The 16,635-nt window shown below is 44.5% G+C and carries 13 protein-coding genes; 1 reads left to right on the forward strand and 12 read right to left on the reverse strand.

The features are described from left to right. Position 1: 1 nt before the first annotated feature. The 11 genes from NSQ55_RS16690 to NSQ55_RS16740 form a co-directional block, all read right to left on the reverse strand. On the reverse strand, positions 2–904 hold the full coding sequence (locus NSQ55_RS16690; RefSeq protein WP_081383373.1) for an ABC transporter permease: 903 nt from the start codon (positions 902–904) through the stop codon (positions 2–4). Positions 905–940: 36 nt separating this feature from the next. Next, on the reverse strand, positions 941–1,903 hold the full coding sequence (locus NSQ55_RS16695; protein WP_036687660.1) for an ABC transporter permease: 963 nt from the start codon (positions 1,901–1,903) through the stop codon (positions 941–943). Between the two features lie 75 nt (positions 1,904–1,978). Then, positions 1,979–4,120, reverse strand: a complete 2,142-nt coding sequence (locus NSQ55_RS16700; protein WP_339168114.1) for a peptide ABC transporter substrate-binding protein — start codon at positions 4,118–4,120, stop codon at positions 1,979–1,981. Positions 4,121–4,669: 549 nt separating this feature from the next. Then, positions 4,670–5,536 (reverse strand): SDR family oxidoreductase, encoded by an 867-nt coding sequence (locus NSQ55_RS16705; RefSeq protein WP_076281725.1) that lies wholly within the window; start codon positions 5,534–5,536, stop codon positions 4,670–4,672. Between the two features lie 3 nt (positions 5,537–5,539). Next, positions 5,540–6,043: a hypothetical protein gene (locus tag NSQ55_RS16710; RefSeq protein WP_339168115.1), complete on the reverse strand. Its 504-nt coding sequence runs from the start codon at positions 6,041–6,043 to the stop codon at positions 5,540–5,542. Between the two features lie 109 nt (positions 6,044–6,152). After that, entirely contained in the window at positions 6,153–6,719 is a 567-nt protein-coding gene (locus tag NSQ55_RS16715; protein WP_339168117.1) for a MarR family transcriptional regulator, read from the reverse strand. Between the two features lie 200 nt (positions 6,720–6,919). Further along, positions 6,920–7,786 carry a GNAT family N-acetyltransferase gene (locus NSQ55_RS16720; RefSeq protein ID WP_339168118.1) on the reverse strand — a complete coding sequence of 289 codons (867 nt, stop codon included), beginning with the start codon at positions 7,784–7,786 and terminating at the stop codon, positions 6,920–6,922. Between the two features lie 499 nt (positions 7,787–8,285). After that, positions 8,286–9,278, reverse strand: a complete 993-nt coding sequence (locus NSQ55_RS16725; protein WP_076130033.1) for a helix-turn-helix transcriptional regulator — start codon at positions 9,276–9,278, stop codon at positions 8,286–8,288. A 524-nt stretch (positions 9,279–9,802) separates the two neighbouring features. Beyond that, a complete protein-coding gene (locus tag NSQ55_RS16730; RefSeq protein WP_280753127.1) occupies positions 9,803–10,258 on the reverse strand; it encodes a DinB family protein in 456 nt (151 codons plus the stop codon). Between the two features lie 158 nt (positions 10,259–10,416). After that, the gene (locus NSQ55_RS16735; RefSeq protein ID WP_076130031.1) at positions 10,417–10,905 is read right to left on the reverse strand and encodes a YfbM family protein; all 489 of its coding nucleotides are present in this window, start codon (positions 10,903–10,905) and stop codon (positions 10,417–10,419) included. Positions 10,906–11,415: 510 nt separating this feature from the next. After that, positions 11,416–13,671, reverse strand: coding sequence for a DNA topoisomerase 3 (locus NSQ55_RS16740; RefSeq protein WP_339168121.1), 2,256 nt, complete (start codon positions 13,669–13,671; stop codon positions 11,416–11,418). Between the two features lie 164 nt (positions 13,672–13,835). Between NSQ55_RS16740 and NSQ55_RS16745 the strand changes: the two genes are divergently transcribed. Beyond that, positions 13,836–14,699, forward strand: a complete 864-nt coding sequence (locus NSQ55_RS16745; RefSeq protein ID WP_339168123.1) for a pentapeptide repeat-containing protein — start codon at positions 13,836–13,838, stop codon at positions 14,697–14,699. A gap of 15 nt (positions 14,700–14,714) precedes the next feature. Here NSQ55_RS16745 and NSQ55_RS16750 read toward each other — a convergent pair whose 3' ends face one another. Beyond that, entirely contained in the window at positions 14,715–16,427 is a 1,713-nt protein-coding gene (locus NSQ55_RS16750) for a proline--tRNA ligase (protein ID WP_076302604.1), read from the reverse strand. Positions 16,428–16,635: the final 208 nt, after the last annotated feature.

The following is a 16,635-nucleotide window of genomic DNA, read 5'->3' on the forward strand; positions in this document are numbered from 1 at the left end:
ATTAATTGCCTCCTTTCGGACTGAATGCTTCCTGGAGACCGTCTGCTACAAACAGAAACGAAAGCAAGGTTATTGCAAAGATACCTGCCGGAAAATACAGCAGCCATGGAAAGCCGAGAATATTCTCACTGGCTTGAGCAATCATACTCCCAAATGAAGGGATTGGCGGCCGAAGCCCCATTCCAAAAATACTTAAGCCTGCAATCTGGATGAGATCACCGGGAATCCCGAAGGCGAGAGAGACACCCATACTGCCGATAACATTCGGCAACATATACCGTCTGGCAATATGCGCCTGAGATGCGCCTAACGCTCTTGCCGCTTCCACCATCTCCCCGTCCCGCATACTTAGGACCAGACTTCGGATCAAGCGTGCATACCCCGCCCAACCCGGAATTCCAATTGCTAGAATCAAAGATAAATACCCACGTCCCAGCATAATGACTAATATCAAGGCGAACAAAAACCCCGGCAAGGTCATCATAAAATCCACAGCACGCATAATAATCATATCGGCGATTCCGCCGCGCAATCCGGCCCACAAGCCCAATATGATCCCGATAATGAAGCTGACCAAAGTCGCGCCAAAAGCAATAATCAGTGCGCTTCGAACACTGAACAAAATCTGGCTGAACATGTCATGCCCTACATTATCCGTACCAAAAATATGCTGCCAGGTCGGCCCTTGATTGATGGCCAAAAAATCCCCCGTGCGATAGTCATATGGGGCCACCCAAGGTCCAATAATCCCCGCGATCAAAAAAAGGATAACCCAGACCAAACCAATAACGGCAAGACGATGTCTTTTAAATCGCTTCCAACCTTGATAAAACTGGGATCTCTGAAGATTCTTTTTTCTCTTCAAAGCTACATCCGATTGAGTTGCTGCAACTGTGCCAGCCAATTGCTCCCCCTCCTAGGTTCGTATAGTCTGTGCCGCTTATAATCTGACACGCGGATCAATAAAGGCATAAATAATGTCAACGAGTAAATTCATAATCATAATCATGGATCCCAGCAGAAATACAGATGTGATGGCGAGCGGATAGTCGAAACTGGTAAATGCCGTCTGCATCACCTGACCAAGCGCTGGAATGGCGAAAATTTGCTCCACCCAGATCGTGCCCATCACGGTAAAAGCAAATTGTGGTCCGATGACGGTTATCATCGCAGTCAGCGAGTTTTTGACACCATGCTTAAAAATCATCGGCCAATATTTGACACCCTTAGCTTTTGCGGTTCGCATAAAATCCGACCTCATGGTTTCGATCAGACTGCCCCGCATATATCTGGCAACAACACCGACATTCGCCGCAGATAGACAAATAATCGGCAAAATTGCTTGCCTCCAGTGACCCCATCCCGTTACAGGTAGAATCCCTTGAAACACAACACCAAATAACAAGACCATAATTACCGCGAGAACAAATGCCGGAATGGCCTGACCCGTCAATGAGATGGTGCTAACAACATAATCGATCCAAGTGTTACGTTTGAGTGCTGCAATAATGCCAAGCGGAACCCCGATAATTACCGAAAGAACAACAGATCCAAAGGCCAGAAGTGTACTGATCGGCAAAGCCTGCTTCAGTTGAGTCGCAATTTGCAAAGACGGGTTCTGCATCGAATTACCGAAATCGAAGGTTAATTGATGCCATATATACTTCATGATTTGTTGCCACAGCGGTAAATTCAAACCATACCGGCTTTGAAACTGGTCCATGACTTGTTGATAGAGAACAGGGTTTTGCCCTTGCAGCGGAGCCAGTGCCGTAGCCATGGTATTCGTATTCATGAAACCGCCAGGTGAATAATACATCATGGTATAGCTAACTGAAATGACCAAGATTAAAGTGATAATAATTTGTAAAATGCGCTTTGAAATAAATTTCAATATGGTCAAATTCGAACCTCCTTTACCGATTCACGGGCACCATAATTGGCGCCCGCGATTGGTAATTATTCAACCCATTTAGGATTATTCTACAGATAAAAGATGTAGCCCATAGAAGTTGCCCCATGCCCAAGGATTTGATTGCACTCCTGTAATGCCGGGTTTTACCAAGAAGTATTGCTGTTGATAATACAACGGAACAGCATAAGCTTCTTCGAGCAGGTTATTAACTACCTTAGCCGCGATAGGAGCAGCGTCTTCGACGGTCAGCGCATTTACGAATTGCGCTTGCCACATTCTCAAATCTCTTAAGGTATCAGATTGATAACTGTTGTAATATACCTGTACATCAAGTGCATTTTGATTCAACTTGCCACCTGGCGCGTTTGGTGCTACGAAGGTCCAAGCGGTTACAAAGGCGGCATGTTTTTCATCGTTATTTTTAGCATTTTTCCAAAGGTCTACAATCTGTTGCCATTGTTCAGCGGCCGTTGGAAGCCCCGGTTGTTTCAAATAAGGCTGCCAATCTGCAGGCTGCTCTGCTGTCCATTTATCCAAAAAGGCGATATCCTCATTAGCAGCTTTTTCTAATGCTGCCCATTCGCTCCATTCTACACCGGCGTTCTTATTATCCGGATCCCCATATTTTTCAATAGCCGGTTTATAATAAGTTTCCTTGGTCCAATCCACGAATTGTTTCGTAGCTTCTAGCGGGGCATCCAGTGTTCCTATGGAATATAGTTGCTGCGTTGCACCCATGTCCAAACTTCCTGGTTCACTCCAGTTGGTTGCGCCCGACGCCAGAATAAAGCCTGGTTTTGCATCGCCCTGAGGTCCGCTGTACTGATAAGCGTTAAACTGCGCCTCATTGAGCTGAACTAGCTCTGTTTTGATGCCAAGATTTTGTTGCAGTAATTGACCTAACGCCAAAGCGATTTGTTCACCCTGAGCATCTACTTGCTTGACCCCAACATACAACGATAGGGTTGGCAGACCTTTACCGCCTTCATAACCAGCATCCTTCAATAATTGTTTGGCTGCCTCGAGATCTTCCGGAAGTCCTTGCTCCAGTTTTTCCGTTGGCCAACCTGGTGAAGCAAAGATATTGGTCGCCCCGCCCATGCCGTTCAGCACCGATTCTACGATCGGTTTACGCTGGATCGCTTTGGCGATAGCCTGGCGCACCTCTTTTTTGTCATATGGAGATTCCGTTGTCGGGTTGCTCCAGAGCAAATATTTGATCGCATAAGTCGCTGCAGTATACAGCTGGGACTTTAGCTCCTCCGTTTTCTTCACGTATTGTAAATCAGACGCGCTTTGGATTAGAACGACATCTGCATGGCCGGACATATAATCCTCCACCGGCACGGTTGTCGCCGGAAGAACATGGATGGTCTCTACATTGCCGTGATTAAGCTGGCCGGCTGCACCTACATAATTCGGATTGCTCACCATGACGAGTTCACCGTTAGGTGTAAAAGATTTAACCATGTAAGGGCCATTGCTCACAAAATTCCCCGGTTCAAACCACTTACCAGGGTTCGCTTCGACCGCTTTAGGATTCATAGGCATCGACCCGGAAAGAACCATATCCCCCAGAATAGCGTGAGGCAGCGTGGTCGTAATTTCCAGCGTGTAATCATCAACTACTTTTAGACCAACTTCTTCTTTACTTACAGATCCGGCATGGTATGCATATCCGTTCTTCACAAAATTAAGTACGCTTAGCCAAAGTTGTGCGGTTGTGTTAGCTGGATCCAATTGATACATATAAGAAAAATAAAAATCATGGGCGGTTACTGGATCGCCGTTTGACCATTTGGCATCTTTACGGAGGGTAAATGTCCAAGTTTTTTTGTCATCGGAAACGGTATAACCTGTCGCAATTTTCGGAACGATTTCATTATCCTGATTGTAGCCATAAAGCCCTTCGAGCAAAGTTCCTTGCCCTACCAGAATTTGTCCTTGCCATTGTGTAGGATCGAGCGTCGGGATCTTTGGATTGAAAACGGTTACCGAACTTCCCGCTTTAATTTCAAGATCAGAAGCGCCCTCATTCTTAACTGCCGTTTGACCCACATCACTGGTTGCTTTTACCGAAGTATTGCTATTACCTGCAGCACTTTTACCGTTCTCATTGGCACTATTAGAGGAATTACTGCAAGCAGTCACAGATAACAAAGAAAATGACAGAAGTAGAGCTAAGAACGCGTTCTTTTTTTTCATCCTCAAGTGAACCCCCTCATACATAGTCATAAAACAAAAAAACTAACATTTTATTATCTTGTTATCTATGATGTTATCCTTCACCTTTTCATACTTTGCCCCCCTAAATTTAAACTCCGATGTTTGTTTGTGAACTTACGAATGTCTTCTTTTGAATATCATTTAGGAAACTAAGAGTAATCGCTTACATTCTAAAATTTTCCACAAAGATTGTCAAGAAAAAATGTTACGTTAGTTAGCATAACTAGTTATTATTAATATAACTTAATCTTATAATATGAATTTTTCGTTAATTTTTTATTAGCTTTTTTAGTGTTATTTCGTAAATAACACTAACTTATTGACGAATTTTAGCTTATTTCTTGTAATGCTGATATAAATGCTATAGAAGAACTAGTTCTATGAGTTGAGTTCCTTAGGACATAATAAAAAGAGTGCATCCCGGCAGTCATTTTATGACCTTTGGGATACACTCTGAACCATTTAGATATGGGAATCGGAATAAAATACTGTTATCGATACAAATATCAGAATAGGTGGACTCCGCCTCTACCGGAAATTATCTACACACTCATGTAGAAAGGCGTCTAGTGTGCGTGGATCTCTGCCGAGTAAACGCTTCACAGTGTCATTTGGACTTTCTGGCACCATCCTAGACATGGTTTGAATTTCCACAACGTGGTTCGCGAGCCAAGGAGGCAGATTCCCATGCTCAATAAGATTACGGAGTAGTACTTGAGGGTCCATGTTGATGTAACTTATCGGCCGATTAAGCAGGGCAGATAGTCGACTCGCGATCTGGGGATAACTGAAAATCTCCGAACCAGTAAGCGTATATATATGGCCTGATACCTTGTCGTTGGTCAGAACTTCTGCGGCAACGTCTGCAATATCGCGACAGTCAATAAAGTTACACGGTGAAACGCCCATAGAGCCGAAGAAAACATTTTGGGTTGTGATCGTTGGTGCAAAGCGCATTAAATTTTGCATGAACGCATAAGGGCGCAATACGGTATGGGTGATACCCGATACCCTCAACGTGTTCTCAATTTCTTGATGCCAGCCCGCCACTGCCACTGGAGCGCTATGCTCAAAGGCTGGACTGGATATTTTTACGATATGTTTGATTCCAGATTCGGTAGCAATCTGAATGATTGAGGTTTCCAATTCGATTTGTCTTGGACTGTTGGACATGGCAAGGAAGAGCTGGCTAGCATCTGTAAACGCGCGGCGCACCGATGTGGGGTCAGAAGCATCCACAAAAGCGACCTCGATAATTGATCGGCCTTTTTCTCCGATTTGATCACGCAACTTCTCTGGCTCTCTGCTCAGCGCCCTGACAGGTATGCCAAGATCAACCAAACGTTCCAAAAGCGCACTACCTATCGTACCTGTTGCTCCCATAATAACTATCATTTTTTATCTTCTCCTTTTAGATGAAAAATCAGTTGTGACGGCAAGTCGCCACCGCCATGTCACTATCGTGCTTGCTATGAATCCAGACAACGGGAAATCGATCCAGACACGATTTACCCAGGCCAAGTGATTACTCGGAATCATAATTTCTACTACAACAGATGTCACCCATGCAGCGTATAGCCCAAATGAGGACCCGGCCATTGCGAATACCCCTACCACAACCAAGTGAGGTGCACCGATGACCCATCGCAAATGGCCCACTCGACTATGCAACAAAAGTCCAATCATCAAGGCCATCAAGGCGGATGCACCGCCAATTGTGGTCAATGCCGCTATTTGAAGCCCACTATCTACAGTAACCAATCCCCCGATACCTGCCATAATGGCAGGAGCAGCATAGGCCATTACAACTTCACGCCATAGTACAAAAGTCTTTTTCTTGGAACCAACAGCCTTGATGCTGTAAACATCATCTGTCTGATTCGGGTATTTCATCTGGTTCATTTACTTGCTCCCTTCTTCTTTGAAATAGTTCAACGATTGATTTCAGCGAATTATAATTAGGCGCCTAACTATATAAGAGTAAAAATAGGCTAGCTTCACTAGCCCAATTCTACTCATTACTGATGTTCCCCTTTGGTTTCGAGCCTAATTCGCCCGTAAGTGCTGAAATGCCTTGTGTAACTCGACCTAGCAAGTCGAGAAATACGCTCCGTTCTTCGATGTTGAGCAACCCCACCATTGCTTCCAGCCGAGCGAAATGCTCAGGAGCCATTTCACGAAGCTTCTTCGCTCCTTCTTCCGTTAAAACGACTGATTTCTGACGGCCATCGTCTGAGCTTAATCGCCGAGATACTAGCCCATCTCGTTCAAGAATGTCGATAAGACCAGTCACTGTAGCACGTGTAACGCCTAGATGCTCCGCTAATTGCGAAGGCAACTCTTCTCCTTCGTTATCTTCAAGATCTGCCAATAAACGATAACGCCCTGTTGATAAACCGAATCTAGAGAAATGAATCTCCGAGGCGTGTCCAAGCATGGCTCCCGCTGCCATTAGCCTAGACGCGACGAGTATAGCCTGTGCGTCTATGTCTAGGTTATAGCGATCAATCTGACGCTTGGATTGTACAAGCGAGGGAATAGCCTCAATGTCGTTTATTTTTTTATTATTGTTGTCCATATATGTAGTATGGTCCCTAACTACTTTTGTGTCAACTCATTTTTTTATACCTCGTCAACCCCGGAGTTAAACAGTTGCATTTGGTTGTAACTCTATATTTCTCCCAAAGCTTGATCAATCGACCTTCAAGATCTTCAATCCGTAGTGAATATTCTGCTCTTATTTTCAAAAGTAGTAGAAGTTCTGTCCGCATCATTCTACTATTCAAATTTTAACTGAAGCGAATCACAGATTGGCATATAGCCTATCTTTTGATAAATGCTATTAGATGTGGGATTTGCTAAGTCGGTATATAAGACGCATCTAGTAAACCCTTTATCCAATGCAAGTTGGCTTATTTGCGCCACAATTGAAGTTGCGTAACCCTTTCCGCGCTCATATGGAGGGGTATATACAAATGCCACGCCAATAGCCGTCTGCATCTCCCTTGTATATCCTGCCATAGAAACGGGTATCCCGTTGTCCTCTAAAATATATAGTTTTTTCGATGCTATTCGGTAGAGGTAAGGGTCTGCATCTTGCGGGATGGACATTTCTGTTTTACCATAACTCCCCGCTGCATAAAATGCTTCAGCCCAGTAAGGGAAAAAGTGAATATCCTTTTTATCTAGTAATCGAACGATACCAACCTTTTGAATGTCTGGGTTTACTGCCGTAAGTTCATATATACGTTGGGTCATGATTGTTTTAAAGGTTGTTCCCTTGCGCAAAGTATATTCTTTGGCAAAATACTCTGCCAAGGTTTTTTCGGTCATCACACCTGGAATTTCACGGTCTTTCAGCCCATCTACCAGACAGTTTATAGCTTCTGGGTTAATTATGTTGTCTGTTGCATAAAGCGTAATATTGTGTGGCGGTGTCATTATGGCGGTAAGTTGTAGGCCCTTAGCATCCGAAATAGTTACCATAAGCCAATTTACAGGGTCACGCCAGTCTGTTTTGTCTTTTCCTTCATGTCCAATTATGATATTGCCAAGAGGAATCAAATTTTGTGCTTCATGACGCATCAGCATACCATAGGTATCATTGTAAAACTCATACACATCCGTATACAACTTGAATTGCATTGCAATATCCCCCTTTCATCTGGTCAACGTTTTTCCGGATTTTTCGAACTAATCGTTCTTCTTACGGTTTGTTGATTTTTCGCCTGCCAATTTAATAATTAATTTATGAAGACGCAAAAAAAACCATCCCATTAGGGACGGAGTTGCTCCGCGTTACCACCCTGATTGACGTTTATAATAAACGCCCTCTTTGCCATCGTCCAACAACGATGCTTCTTTGTAACGGTAGAATCCCGGTCCCATCTACTATAATTCGGGGGACTGCTCTGAGGTGATTTTTGGATTCGGATATCCGCTGCCTCGCACCAACCGGCAGTTCTCTGAACGGCGTTTCCAGATCTATCTGTCAATAATTCAAACAACAATAAAGACCTTTAAACTTATATTGCTTCTAAAGCAGATAATCTAACTAATCATACGACGATATGAATGCGGAGACTACACTCCAGTCTGCTTATTTTCTTCATCAGCACATAGCACCAACCTTTTACTTACCTGCTTAATCTGTTTCGATTAGCTTGGAGGTCAACTTCACTACTGGCCTGATATACTTCAAAAACCGCTCCGGATCGTGATAAACGTAAATGATTCTCCCAGGGGAAGTATCAAAGCAGTAACCATTGTCTGCAAAATTAAAAGTTGCCATTGCCCTTTCCATCTTTTCCTCTACACTACGATTTTCCTGCTCATAATTGAATGGTCCATGTTCAAAAACAATATACTCGGCTTCGAGAACATCAATCATAAGCATTTGTGGAGGTACTTCACCTTTATAATCAAAAGGAAGACGTACACCAAAACACTCTGTACGTGGAATACCCCAATCGCAGAGTCTGCCATCCGGGTCATTAATGTAAGCCATAATCTGACCGCTGCCACCGTTAGATTCACTCCCGCCATCGTCATCCAATTTGCCCTTGATACTATCGAGTAAGCCGCAAATTGTTTCGCAGTCCTGTCCCGTAATAAGACTTTGCTTTTGCCAAAAATCCCAATACCCATTACTCTCATAGTTTTTAATGTGCAAAAATTTGTGAGTGGGAATGGTTACAAAATAAATGTTAAGATCATCTGTAGATTTCATCATACCAATCTCTCCAAATCCGAAAAAGTAGCGGTCGAAAGAGTTTATTTTTGTACGAAGGGCGACAGGCATAGGCTTTTTCCGGTATTCACTTGGAGTTACACCATATGTTCCCTTGAAAGCCCTGGTAAAAGCTTCATGTGATGAAAAACCATAATCAAAAGCAATATCCAAAATGCTCTTTTCACTATCCCGAACCTCTTTTAGTGCAAAGGCTAATTTTCTATGCCGTAGATAATCCCTAAATTGCATTCCCGATATTTCCTTAAATTTTCTCGTAGTATGAAATTCGGAATAACCTAACTTGTGAGAAAGAAATCGTAGCGTTATTGCTTCACTGTTACGATTCTTAATACACTCGTCAATTTCATTAACGATTATTTGGATTTGCTTGTGCCACTCGTACAATTGGTCTGTTCACCTCGTTTCAACCACTCTATAGTCATTGTAGGGTAATGGAATTTGCATTGCTTGATTCTACTTGCGGAAAAGAGATGACAATTCAAACGTTTTGGTCCTGCTATTTCGGAATCTCATCATGAAACGGTACCACCATTTCGTTTGGATCGTTAAGGAATACATATTGAATCTCAGATTTCCTCTTTGCATTTAGTGGTCGGTGTATAACCCTATCGTTCTGTCAAAGTTATTTCCGCAAGCAGCTTAAGCGTGTCATGCATTCGCAGGATGGACAAGAAGCATGGAGTATCGGGAGGCATTAAACAAAAGGGCTCGGACCCGTTGAGACATGGGAGTGAAAATCACATGCCCTTACAGTTGTTCCAAGCCACCGCCTCTTCAATTTCCTTCTTATCTCACATTTAGCTAAAGGTAAAATCCTACGAATTCATGAGCCTGCATGAGTAAACTAAATCATTTCGGAGGAGTTCAATGCCCATCTCATTCCAGGTAATGGTGATGATTAGGCCCTGTTAGAGTCTGGCGAACGTGATGTAATCGACTTGGACAGGTTCTGCCAATTCCATCCGAAGTGCCCGGTTGATCTGTCCCCGGTGATATTGCCCATGTAAAATGACCTGCGACAAGATGTCCCGGACGGACGTTTGAAACGGGACTCCGTTCTGGTTCGCATAATCGACCATCACGTCCAAATCAGATTCCTCGAGCCCTTCGATATACACACGATATTTCTCGGCGTTTTCTTCGAACTCCGTTCGGATCGCCGTCAGGTCCTCTGCTTCCTCCCACAACGAATATTGCGCACTACCCTTGCCCTGCAATCGGGACAGCCAGACTCGTTCCGCAACCGCGACATGCCGAACCAGCTTCAGAAGGTCCTTGTTCTTCATCTCACTCTCCTCGAGCGCTTCTAAGATTTGTGCGTCCGCCCAGTACAGGTGGTCCATCATACACTTGATCGTCTTCATTTTCGTTTCCCCCTCTTCGTCTCATTGGATTAATTGTACCTACCGTTTCCCGTAATTGGTCATTTATTTCACAAATCATCATAATCTTCATTGACAAAGGTTCTATTTTTTATCGCGCTCAATGGAATCAGGGGACGTGTGTCGTCTTTTGGTTAGAATCAGAAAATATAAAAGATGAGACCTTTGCCCTCGGCTACAGTTTGGCTGTAGAAGCGCCGGATTTCGTTAAAATGCTGTAGCAGGTAGGCAAAGAACGCATCCTTATCCTCGTCTGAAACAATATCAGGTTCAAGAGGATATACTTCTTCCTTAACCATGGCCGGGAAATCATACCGCAAGCGGAGCTGCGCTTCATCCAGCTCGGAAATAACCTGATGCGCTTCTGCAACTTGCTTGGCACGTAAGGAAAACGCCCCGAATGAGCCAAAATCGATGCCTTTGTCTGATGTCAGCGGAACAACATAACTAAGAGGGGCATCTCCATCGGAAATAACTCCACAAAGCAAGTAGTGAATCGCCTCCCAGGATCTATCAATGTCCAGTCCGGGATAATCATCTATTTTCAAGCTATTCAATGCAATGTCGCCTGTAACAATTTGCTGCACTAGGTTGTCATCCATAGCAAAGTAATATCCACGCATTCCCATGTTGTCATCCTTCCTTCCATTCTAGTAGTGACTATACTGCCCTATCAAAATGTAACCTCTGGATTTATCCCGCAAGATAGAAAAAGAGTGAAGATCAGCCCCCTACGTAATCATAATATCTTGTCTGCACAAGTTACTACATCCCGTTTAAGATAGGTATGTCCTACACTCTTTAACTAATGAATTTTATGTGGAAAAGATATGGTCAAGCACAGCTGTCACCGAAACCATATCCCATATACGGCGAGTCCGACTAATAGTCTTGACTACGGACCCAGCTGAAGCTATTGGCGAATTTATTGCCCTTGGAGCAAGTTTGCGGACTCCAGTGCTGCTATTCTCCCGCAAGCGGTGCATATATAGCCCTTTTCATGCCAATAACGACTATGCGGTCCGATAGCAGTCCAAAAAGGACGTATTCCCGCGTTTTGGGTCATCTGTGTCCGCTAGCGGCTTCGTACATGCAAATGTGATGTAATCACCCGTGATCCATATAAACTTCCAGTTAGACTATGACTCCACTGTTAATTGACCCGTATCCATATTATTAAGCACAAGTTTGCCTTCCAGCGGGGTGCCGTCTTCGCTCGCAAGCTTCAGCTTACCCGTACGACCCTTTTCAATTAATGCCTTTACTTGTGTATCTGTAAGGGTACGCCCGTGGTTCTCTTTCCAGATCACGAACTTGCAGCCTTCTTTGTAATGAGAGCAGCCGTAGCCTTTTTTACCCATAAAAATCATCCCGCCACAGCCAGGACGCGGGCAGTTTCCGATAATTTTCGGACCTGAATTTGCTGATTCTTCTTCGTTAGCTGGTTTACGTTTTCTTGGCGCGGCAGGTTTATCGCTGGTTTTACGAGATGTACCTCCACCACTCCGACCTTTAGCCCCTGTATTCACAGAAGGAGTTTCCCCTTCAAAAGAAGTTTTGGACGCCCGAGACTGCACACGAACCTTGTCCACGATCATGCAGGCAAATCTTTTTACATTCTCCATAAATTGTCCGTCCGACGCCGTACCTCTGGATATCTCGTTCAAGCGACGTTCCCACTGACCGGTCATTTCAGGTGAAGTCAACAGCTCGATGCCCGCTCCACGTATCAGTTCAATAGCCGTTCGTCCTTTTTGCGTGATGGCGATTTTTTTACCTTGCATTTCAATGTATCCGACATTCTTAAGCCGTTCAATGGTTGCAGCACGGGTGGCGGGAGTACCCAGCCCTGAATCCTTCATAGCATCCCGAAGCTCTTCGTCCTCAATCTGCTTTCCGGCACTTTCCATCGCTCTAAGCAGCGTGCCTTCCGTATAGTGTTTTGGCGGCTGTGTATCTTTCTCTTTAACGATAGCGTCACTACAGATCACCTCATCTGCCGGAGCGATTGCGAACGGTTCATTCACTTCAATCTCTTCGTCTTCCTCATCATCCTTGTTTTTTCCCTTGGACGACTTCGCTTTATCTTTTTTCTGGTCCGCGTAAATTACCTTCCAGCCGAGGCTTAATAATTCCTTAACAGTAGTTTTGAACTTTTCGTCCTCTACATCAGTCATAACCGTATGCACTTTATATTCCGCAGCCGGATAGAACTGTGACAAAAAGCGCCGCACAATCAAATCATACAGCTTTCCCTCATCCGCACTAAGCCCTGTTGCTTTCCGATATGTAGGCAAAATCGCATGGTGATCCTCTACCTTGGAGGGATTGCAGATAAATTTGTTTCCTTTATGAACGAGATTACGATTCGCGCCCTTCACCCATTCATCATAAGCCGTCCCTTGGAGCGCAGATAAAGTCTTATGCATCTCCGGAATATTTTGTTCTGTAACATAGTTAGAATTCGTCCGCGGATAGGATATCACCTTATGCTTTTCATATAAGGCTTGTGCGATATCGAGTGTTTTTTTAGCGGAAAAAGCGTACTTCCCATTCGCCTCCCGCTGCAGCAGCGTTAAATCATACAGTTTATTCGGATACTCTTTCGTTTCCTTAACCTCATAAGAGTCAATTCGTCCCGGTTTTCCTTTGACCTTGTCAGCCAGCGCCTCCGCCTTCTCACCATCAGTGAGGCGGTCACCCTGCCACATACCTTTATAAGTCATTTCATTTTGTGTAAAATGGCCCTCCACCTCAAAAAACTTAAGGGATGAGAACGCCTCAATCGTCTTCTGGCGATCATAAATAAGTGCAAGTACTGGGGTCTGAACTCTCCCCACAGACAGCAGAACATTATGTTTCGTAGTAAATGCACGTGATCCGTTCATACCGATTAGCCAATCGGCTTCACTGCGCGCTTTTGCCGCTTTAGTTAGATTCTCGTACTCCGCCCCATCCTTTAGCTCTTGAAAGCCTTTGCGGATTGTCTCTGGTGTCAAATCGGAAATCCACAGCCGTTTCACAGGATGTTCAAGCTTCAAATGCCGCTGAATGAGCGAAAATATATGCTGGCCTTCTCGCCCGGCGTCACAAGAATTTACCAGCAGATCGCTTCGTTTAGCCAGCTCTCCGATTACCTTCAGCTGATCAATGGTCCGCGCATTAGGAACCAGCTTGAATGGGTCCGGAATAATGGGAAGATCATTAATATTCCATTTTTTGTATTTCACATCATATGCATCCGGCTCAGCCAATCCGATTAGATGCCCTATTGCCCATGTAATAATGTACTGCTCCCCTTCAAGATAGGAACGGTAATTTTTAGCCTTTGGTTCTATTGCGGCGGCGATATTCCGCCCCATGTCCGGTTTCTCCGCAATAATAAGTGTCTTCAAAAACATTCGCTCCTTACCTTCTCGTTCTTAAGTCCAAAACAGGTCCAGTACTCTATTATAACATTAACCTCGGTTTTTTTTAATCGACCGGACTTTTCATAGTCTTTCGTTTGATTTAAAATAAGTTGGTATAAGCGTATTCATGTATCGGAGGGAAACAAACCTTGTATGAGAATCACAGATTTACAGAACCTTTTTCAGATCGAAGCCTCACCGCCCTGAAGGCGGATTGTGAGCAGTGCTTTGGCTTGTGTTGTGCCGCATTGCCTTTTGCTGCTTCCATAGATTTCGCTAGAGACAAAGACGCTGGACAGCCCTGTCACAATCTACAGTCGGACTTTCGCTGTGGTGTACATACAGAGCTAAGAGAATTAGGCTATCGTGGTTGTACGGTCTATGACTGTTTTGGAGCTGGGCAAAAGATTTCTCAAGTCACTTATGCTGGAGAAGACTGGAGGAAAAAGCCGAAAACTGCGAAGCAAATGTTCGAGGTATTTCCGATCATGTGGCATTTGCACGAGCTGCTCTGGTATTTACATGAATCTTTAAACTTAGAAATAACCCGTACAATCCATACGGAGCTGCAAACAGCTCTCGATGAAACGGAACAGCTCACTTTACTTAATCCTGAAGCACTTGTAAAAGTGGATGTTGCCGCTCATCGAGCAAAAATCAATATGTTACTGTTGCAGGTCAGTGAGCTTGTACGAACTGAGGCTCGCCGTAAACTAAAGAAATCAGCGAAGAATTTCAGTCGAGGTGCCGACCTTATGGGAGCTAAGCTCAAAGGAGCCGATCTTAGAGGCGCCAATTTGAGAGGAGCCTATTTAATAGCCGCAGACCTTAGGGACGCTGATCTCAGAGGTGCAGACCTTATTGGGGCAGACTTTCGCGATACTGACCTTAGAGGTGCTAATTTAGCAGAAGCTCTCTTTCTCACTCAGGCACAGATCAATGCGGCAAAAGGCAATACTCTCACAAAATTACCAGCAACACTCTCCTGCCCTGATCATTGGCATTCCCATTAAATGAAAAAAGATCATTTATATCAGCTGTGAATAGAATTGTTTGATCCGAGACACAGCTTCCATAATTTCTAAGACTTCTTTCCCCGCTGTGTTTCGTTTCAGATACTCTACTCTTCCCTGTGATGCTTCCTTGCCCACAACTATTGATAGAGGTATCCCGATCAAGCTTGAATCTTTAAATTTCACGCCAGCGCGTTCATCCCTATCATCAATCAGCGTCTCTATGCCAAGCTTGGTTAGTTGATCATAGAGACCTTCTGCAACCGTCTGCTGCTCACTATCCTTGACGGACATTATCAAGATATGAACCTGATAAGGTGCCAATGCTGCTGGCCACATTAATCCATCCTCATCATGATGCTGTTCAGCAATAGCGGATAAAAGCCGTGAGATACCAATTCCGTAACAGCCCATAATCATAGGTTGACTTTTGCCTGAAGAATCTAAGTAAGAAGCGCCTAGCTTTTCACTGTATTTAGTACCTAATTTGAAGACATGACCCACTTCAATCCCTTGATGAAAATGCAGAATACCCTCCAAACAATGCGGACAAACTTCATTTTCTGCTACATTCCGAAAATCCCCCACATGCTCAAGCGAAAAATCTCTGCCGGGTACGACGTTACGGAAGTGATAATCTTTTTCTCCCGCCCCTGTAATCCCTTGAGTCATATCAGCTACTGCCGCATCTGCTAGGACAGTAAGCGTTAAGCCTACAGGTCCTACAAATCCACTTTCAACGCCCGCTAAGGATTTCACAGACTCGTAGTCAGCAAGCTTAATCTCATTCGTTCCTAAATATTTACTTACCTTTATTTCATTGACTTCATGATCACCCCGGACCAGTACAGCAAAAATCTGTCCGTCACCTTCATAGATTAATGTTTTGATAATCTGGTCTGGCCGGATATCTAGCTCCTGCTCTAGTTGCTCAATTGTGCGCAAATCAGGAGTGAGGAATTTCTCTATCTCCGGTACTTGTATGACAACTTCATTTTTTACAGGCCGCACGGACTCTGCCTGTTCCAGATTGGCCGCATAATCACAAACGGTGCATGCAGCAATCGTATCCTCCCCAATATCAGCCAGCGCCATAAATTCATGACTGCCGCCCTCGCCTCCAATCGCACCGGAATCCGCATGGACAGCACGGAATTTCAATCCACATCGCTCAAATATCCGGTGATAAGCCTCGAACATTTGGATATATGATTTATCTAGACCTTCCAGGTTTGTGTCAAAAGAGTAAGCATCCTTCATCAAAAACTCTCTGCCTCTCAGCAGTCCAAAACGTGGTCGGCGTTCATCTCGGAACTTGGTCTGAATCTGATATACGGTAATAGGAAGCTTTCGATAGGAGCTGATCTCATTCCGGACGAGTGTGGTTACTACTTCCTCATGTGTAGGACCTAGAATGAATTCCCGCTCATGACGATCCCGCAGCGTCATCAGCTCCTTACCGTATACCTCATACCGGCCTGATTCTTTCCAGAGCTCCGCAGGCTGCATAGATGGCATCAATACCTCCTGAGCCCCAGAGACATCCATCTCATTCCGCACAATCGCTTCTATTTTCCGTAAAACACGTCTGCCAAGCGGTAAATAAGTGTACACACCCGCTGCTAATTGGCGGATATATCCCGCACGCAGCAGCAGCTGATGACTGCTTGTCTCCGCCTCTGAAGGTGCCTCACGCAGAGTTGTTAATAAAAGATTACTTTGACGCATATTTGTACCCTCCCTAAAAAATGAACGCTCTAAACGCAAAAAGACACATTCGTCAGGGACGAATGTGTCGTGATACCACCCTTATTTAACCGCCAGCCCGTACATAGTCTACACTTGATTTGGCGATCCTCGATCGAATAACGGCCGATTCCGGCAGCGGTTATACGCTGCAGCTACCCAGGCAGGATACCATCCACACGTATTTGAG

It is taken from the genome of Paenibacillus sp. FSL H7-0943, from assembly GCF_037963265.1.
GTDB classification, from domain to species: domain Bacteria; phylum Bacillota; class Bacilli; order Paenibacillales; family Paenibacillaceae; genus Paenibacillus_AQ; species Paenibacillus_AQ odorifer.

Coding starts and splice junctions, on each gene's coding strand:
- NSQ55_RS16705 (WP_076281725.1), bottom strand. CDS start 5,536: ATGATAGTTATTATGGGAGCAACAGGTACGATAGGTAGTGCGCTTTTG.
- NSQ55_RS16710 (WP_339168115.1), bottom strand. CDS start 6,043: ATGAACCAGATGAAATACCCGAATCAGACAGATGATGTTTACAGCATC.
- NSQ55_RS16735 (WP_076130031.1), bottom strand. CDS start 10,905: ATGGGAATGCGTGGATATTACTTTGCTATGGATGACAACCTAGTGCAG.
- NSQ55_RS16750 (WP_076302604.1), bottom strand. CDS start 16,427: ATGCGTCAAAGTAATCTTTTATTAACAACTCTGCGTGAGGCACCTTCA.
- NSQ55_RS16720 (WP_339168118.1), bottom strand. CDS start 7,786: ATGCAATTCAAGTTGTATACGGATGTGTATGAGTTTTACAATGATACC.
- NSQ55_RS16700 (WP_339168114.1), bottom strand. CDS start 4,120: ATGAAAAAAAAGAACGCGTTCTTAGCTCTACTTCTGTCATTTTCTTTG.
- NSQ55_RS16715 (WP_339168117.1), bottom strand. CDS start 6,719: ATGGACAACAATAATAAAAAAATAAACGACATTGAGGCTATTCCCTCG.
- NSQ55_RS16730 (WP_280753127.1), bottom strand. CDS start 10,258: ATGAAGACGATCAAGTGTATGATGGACCACCTGTACTGGGCGGACGCA.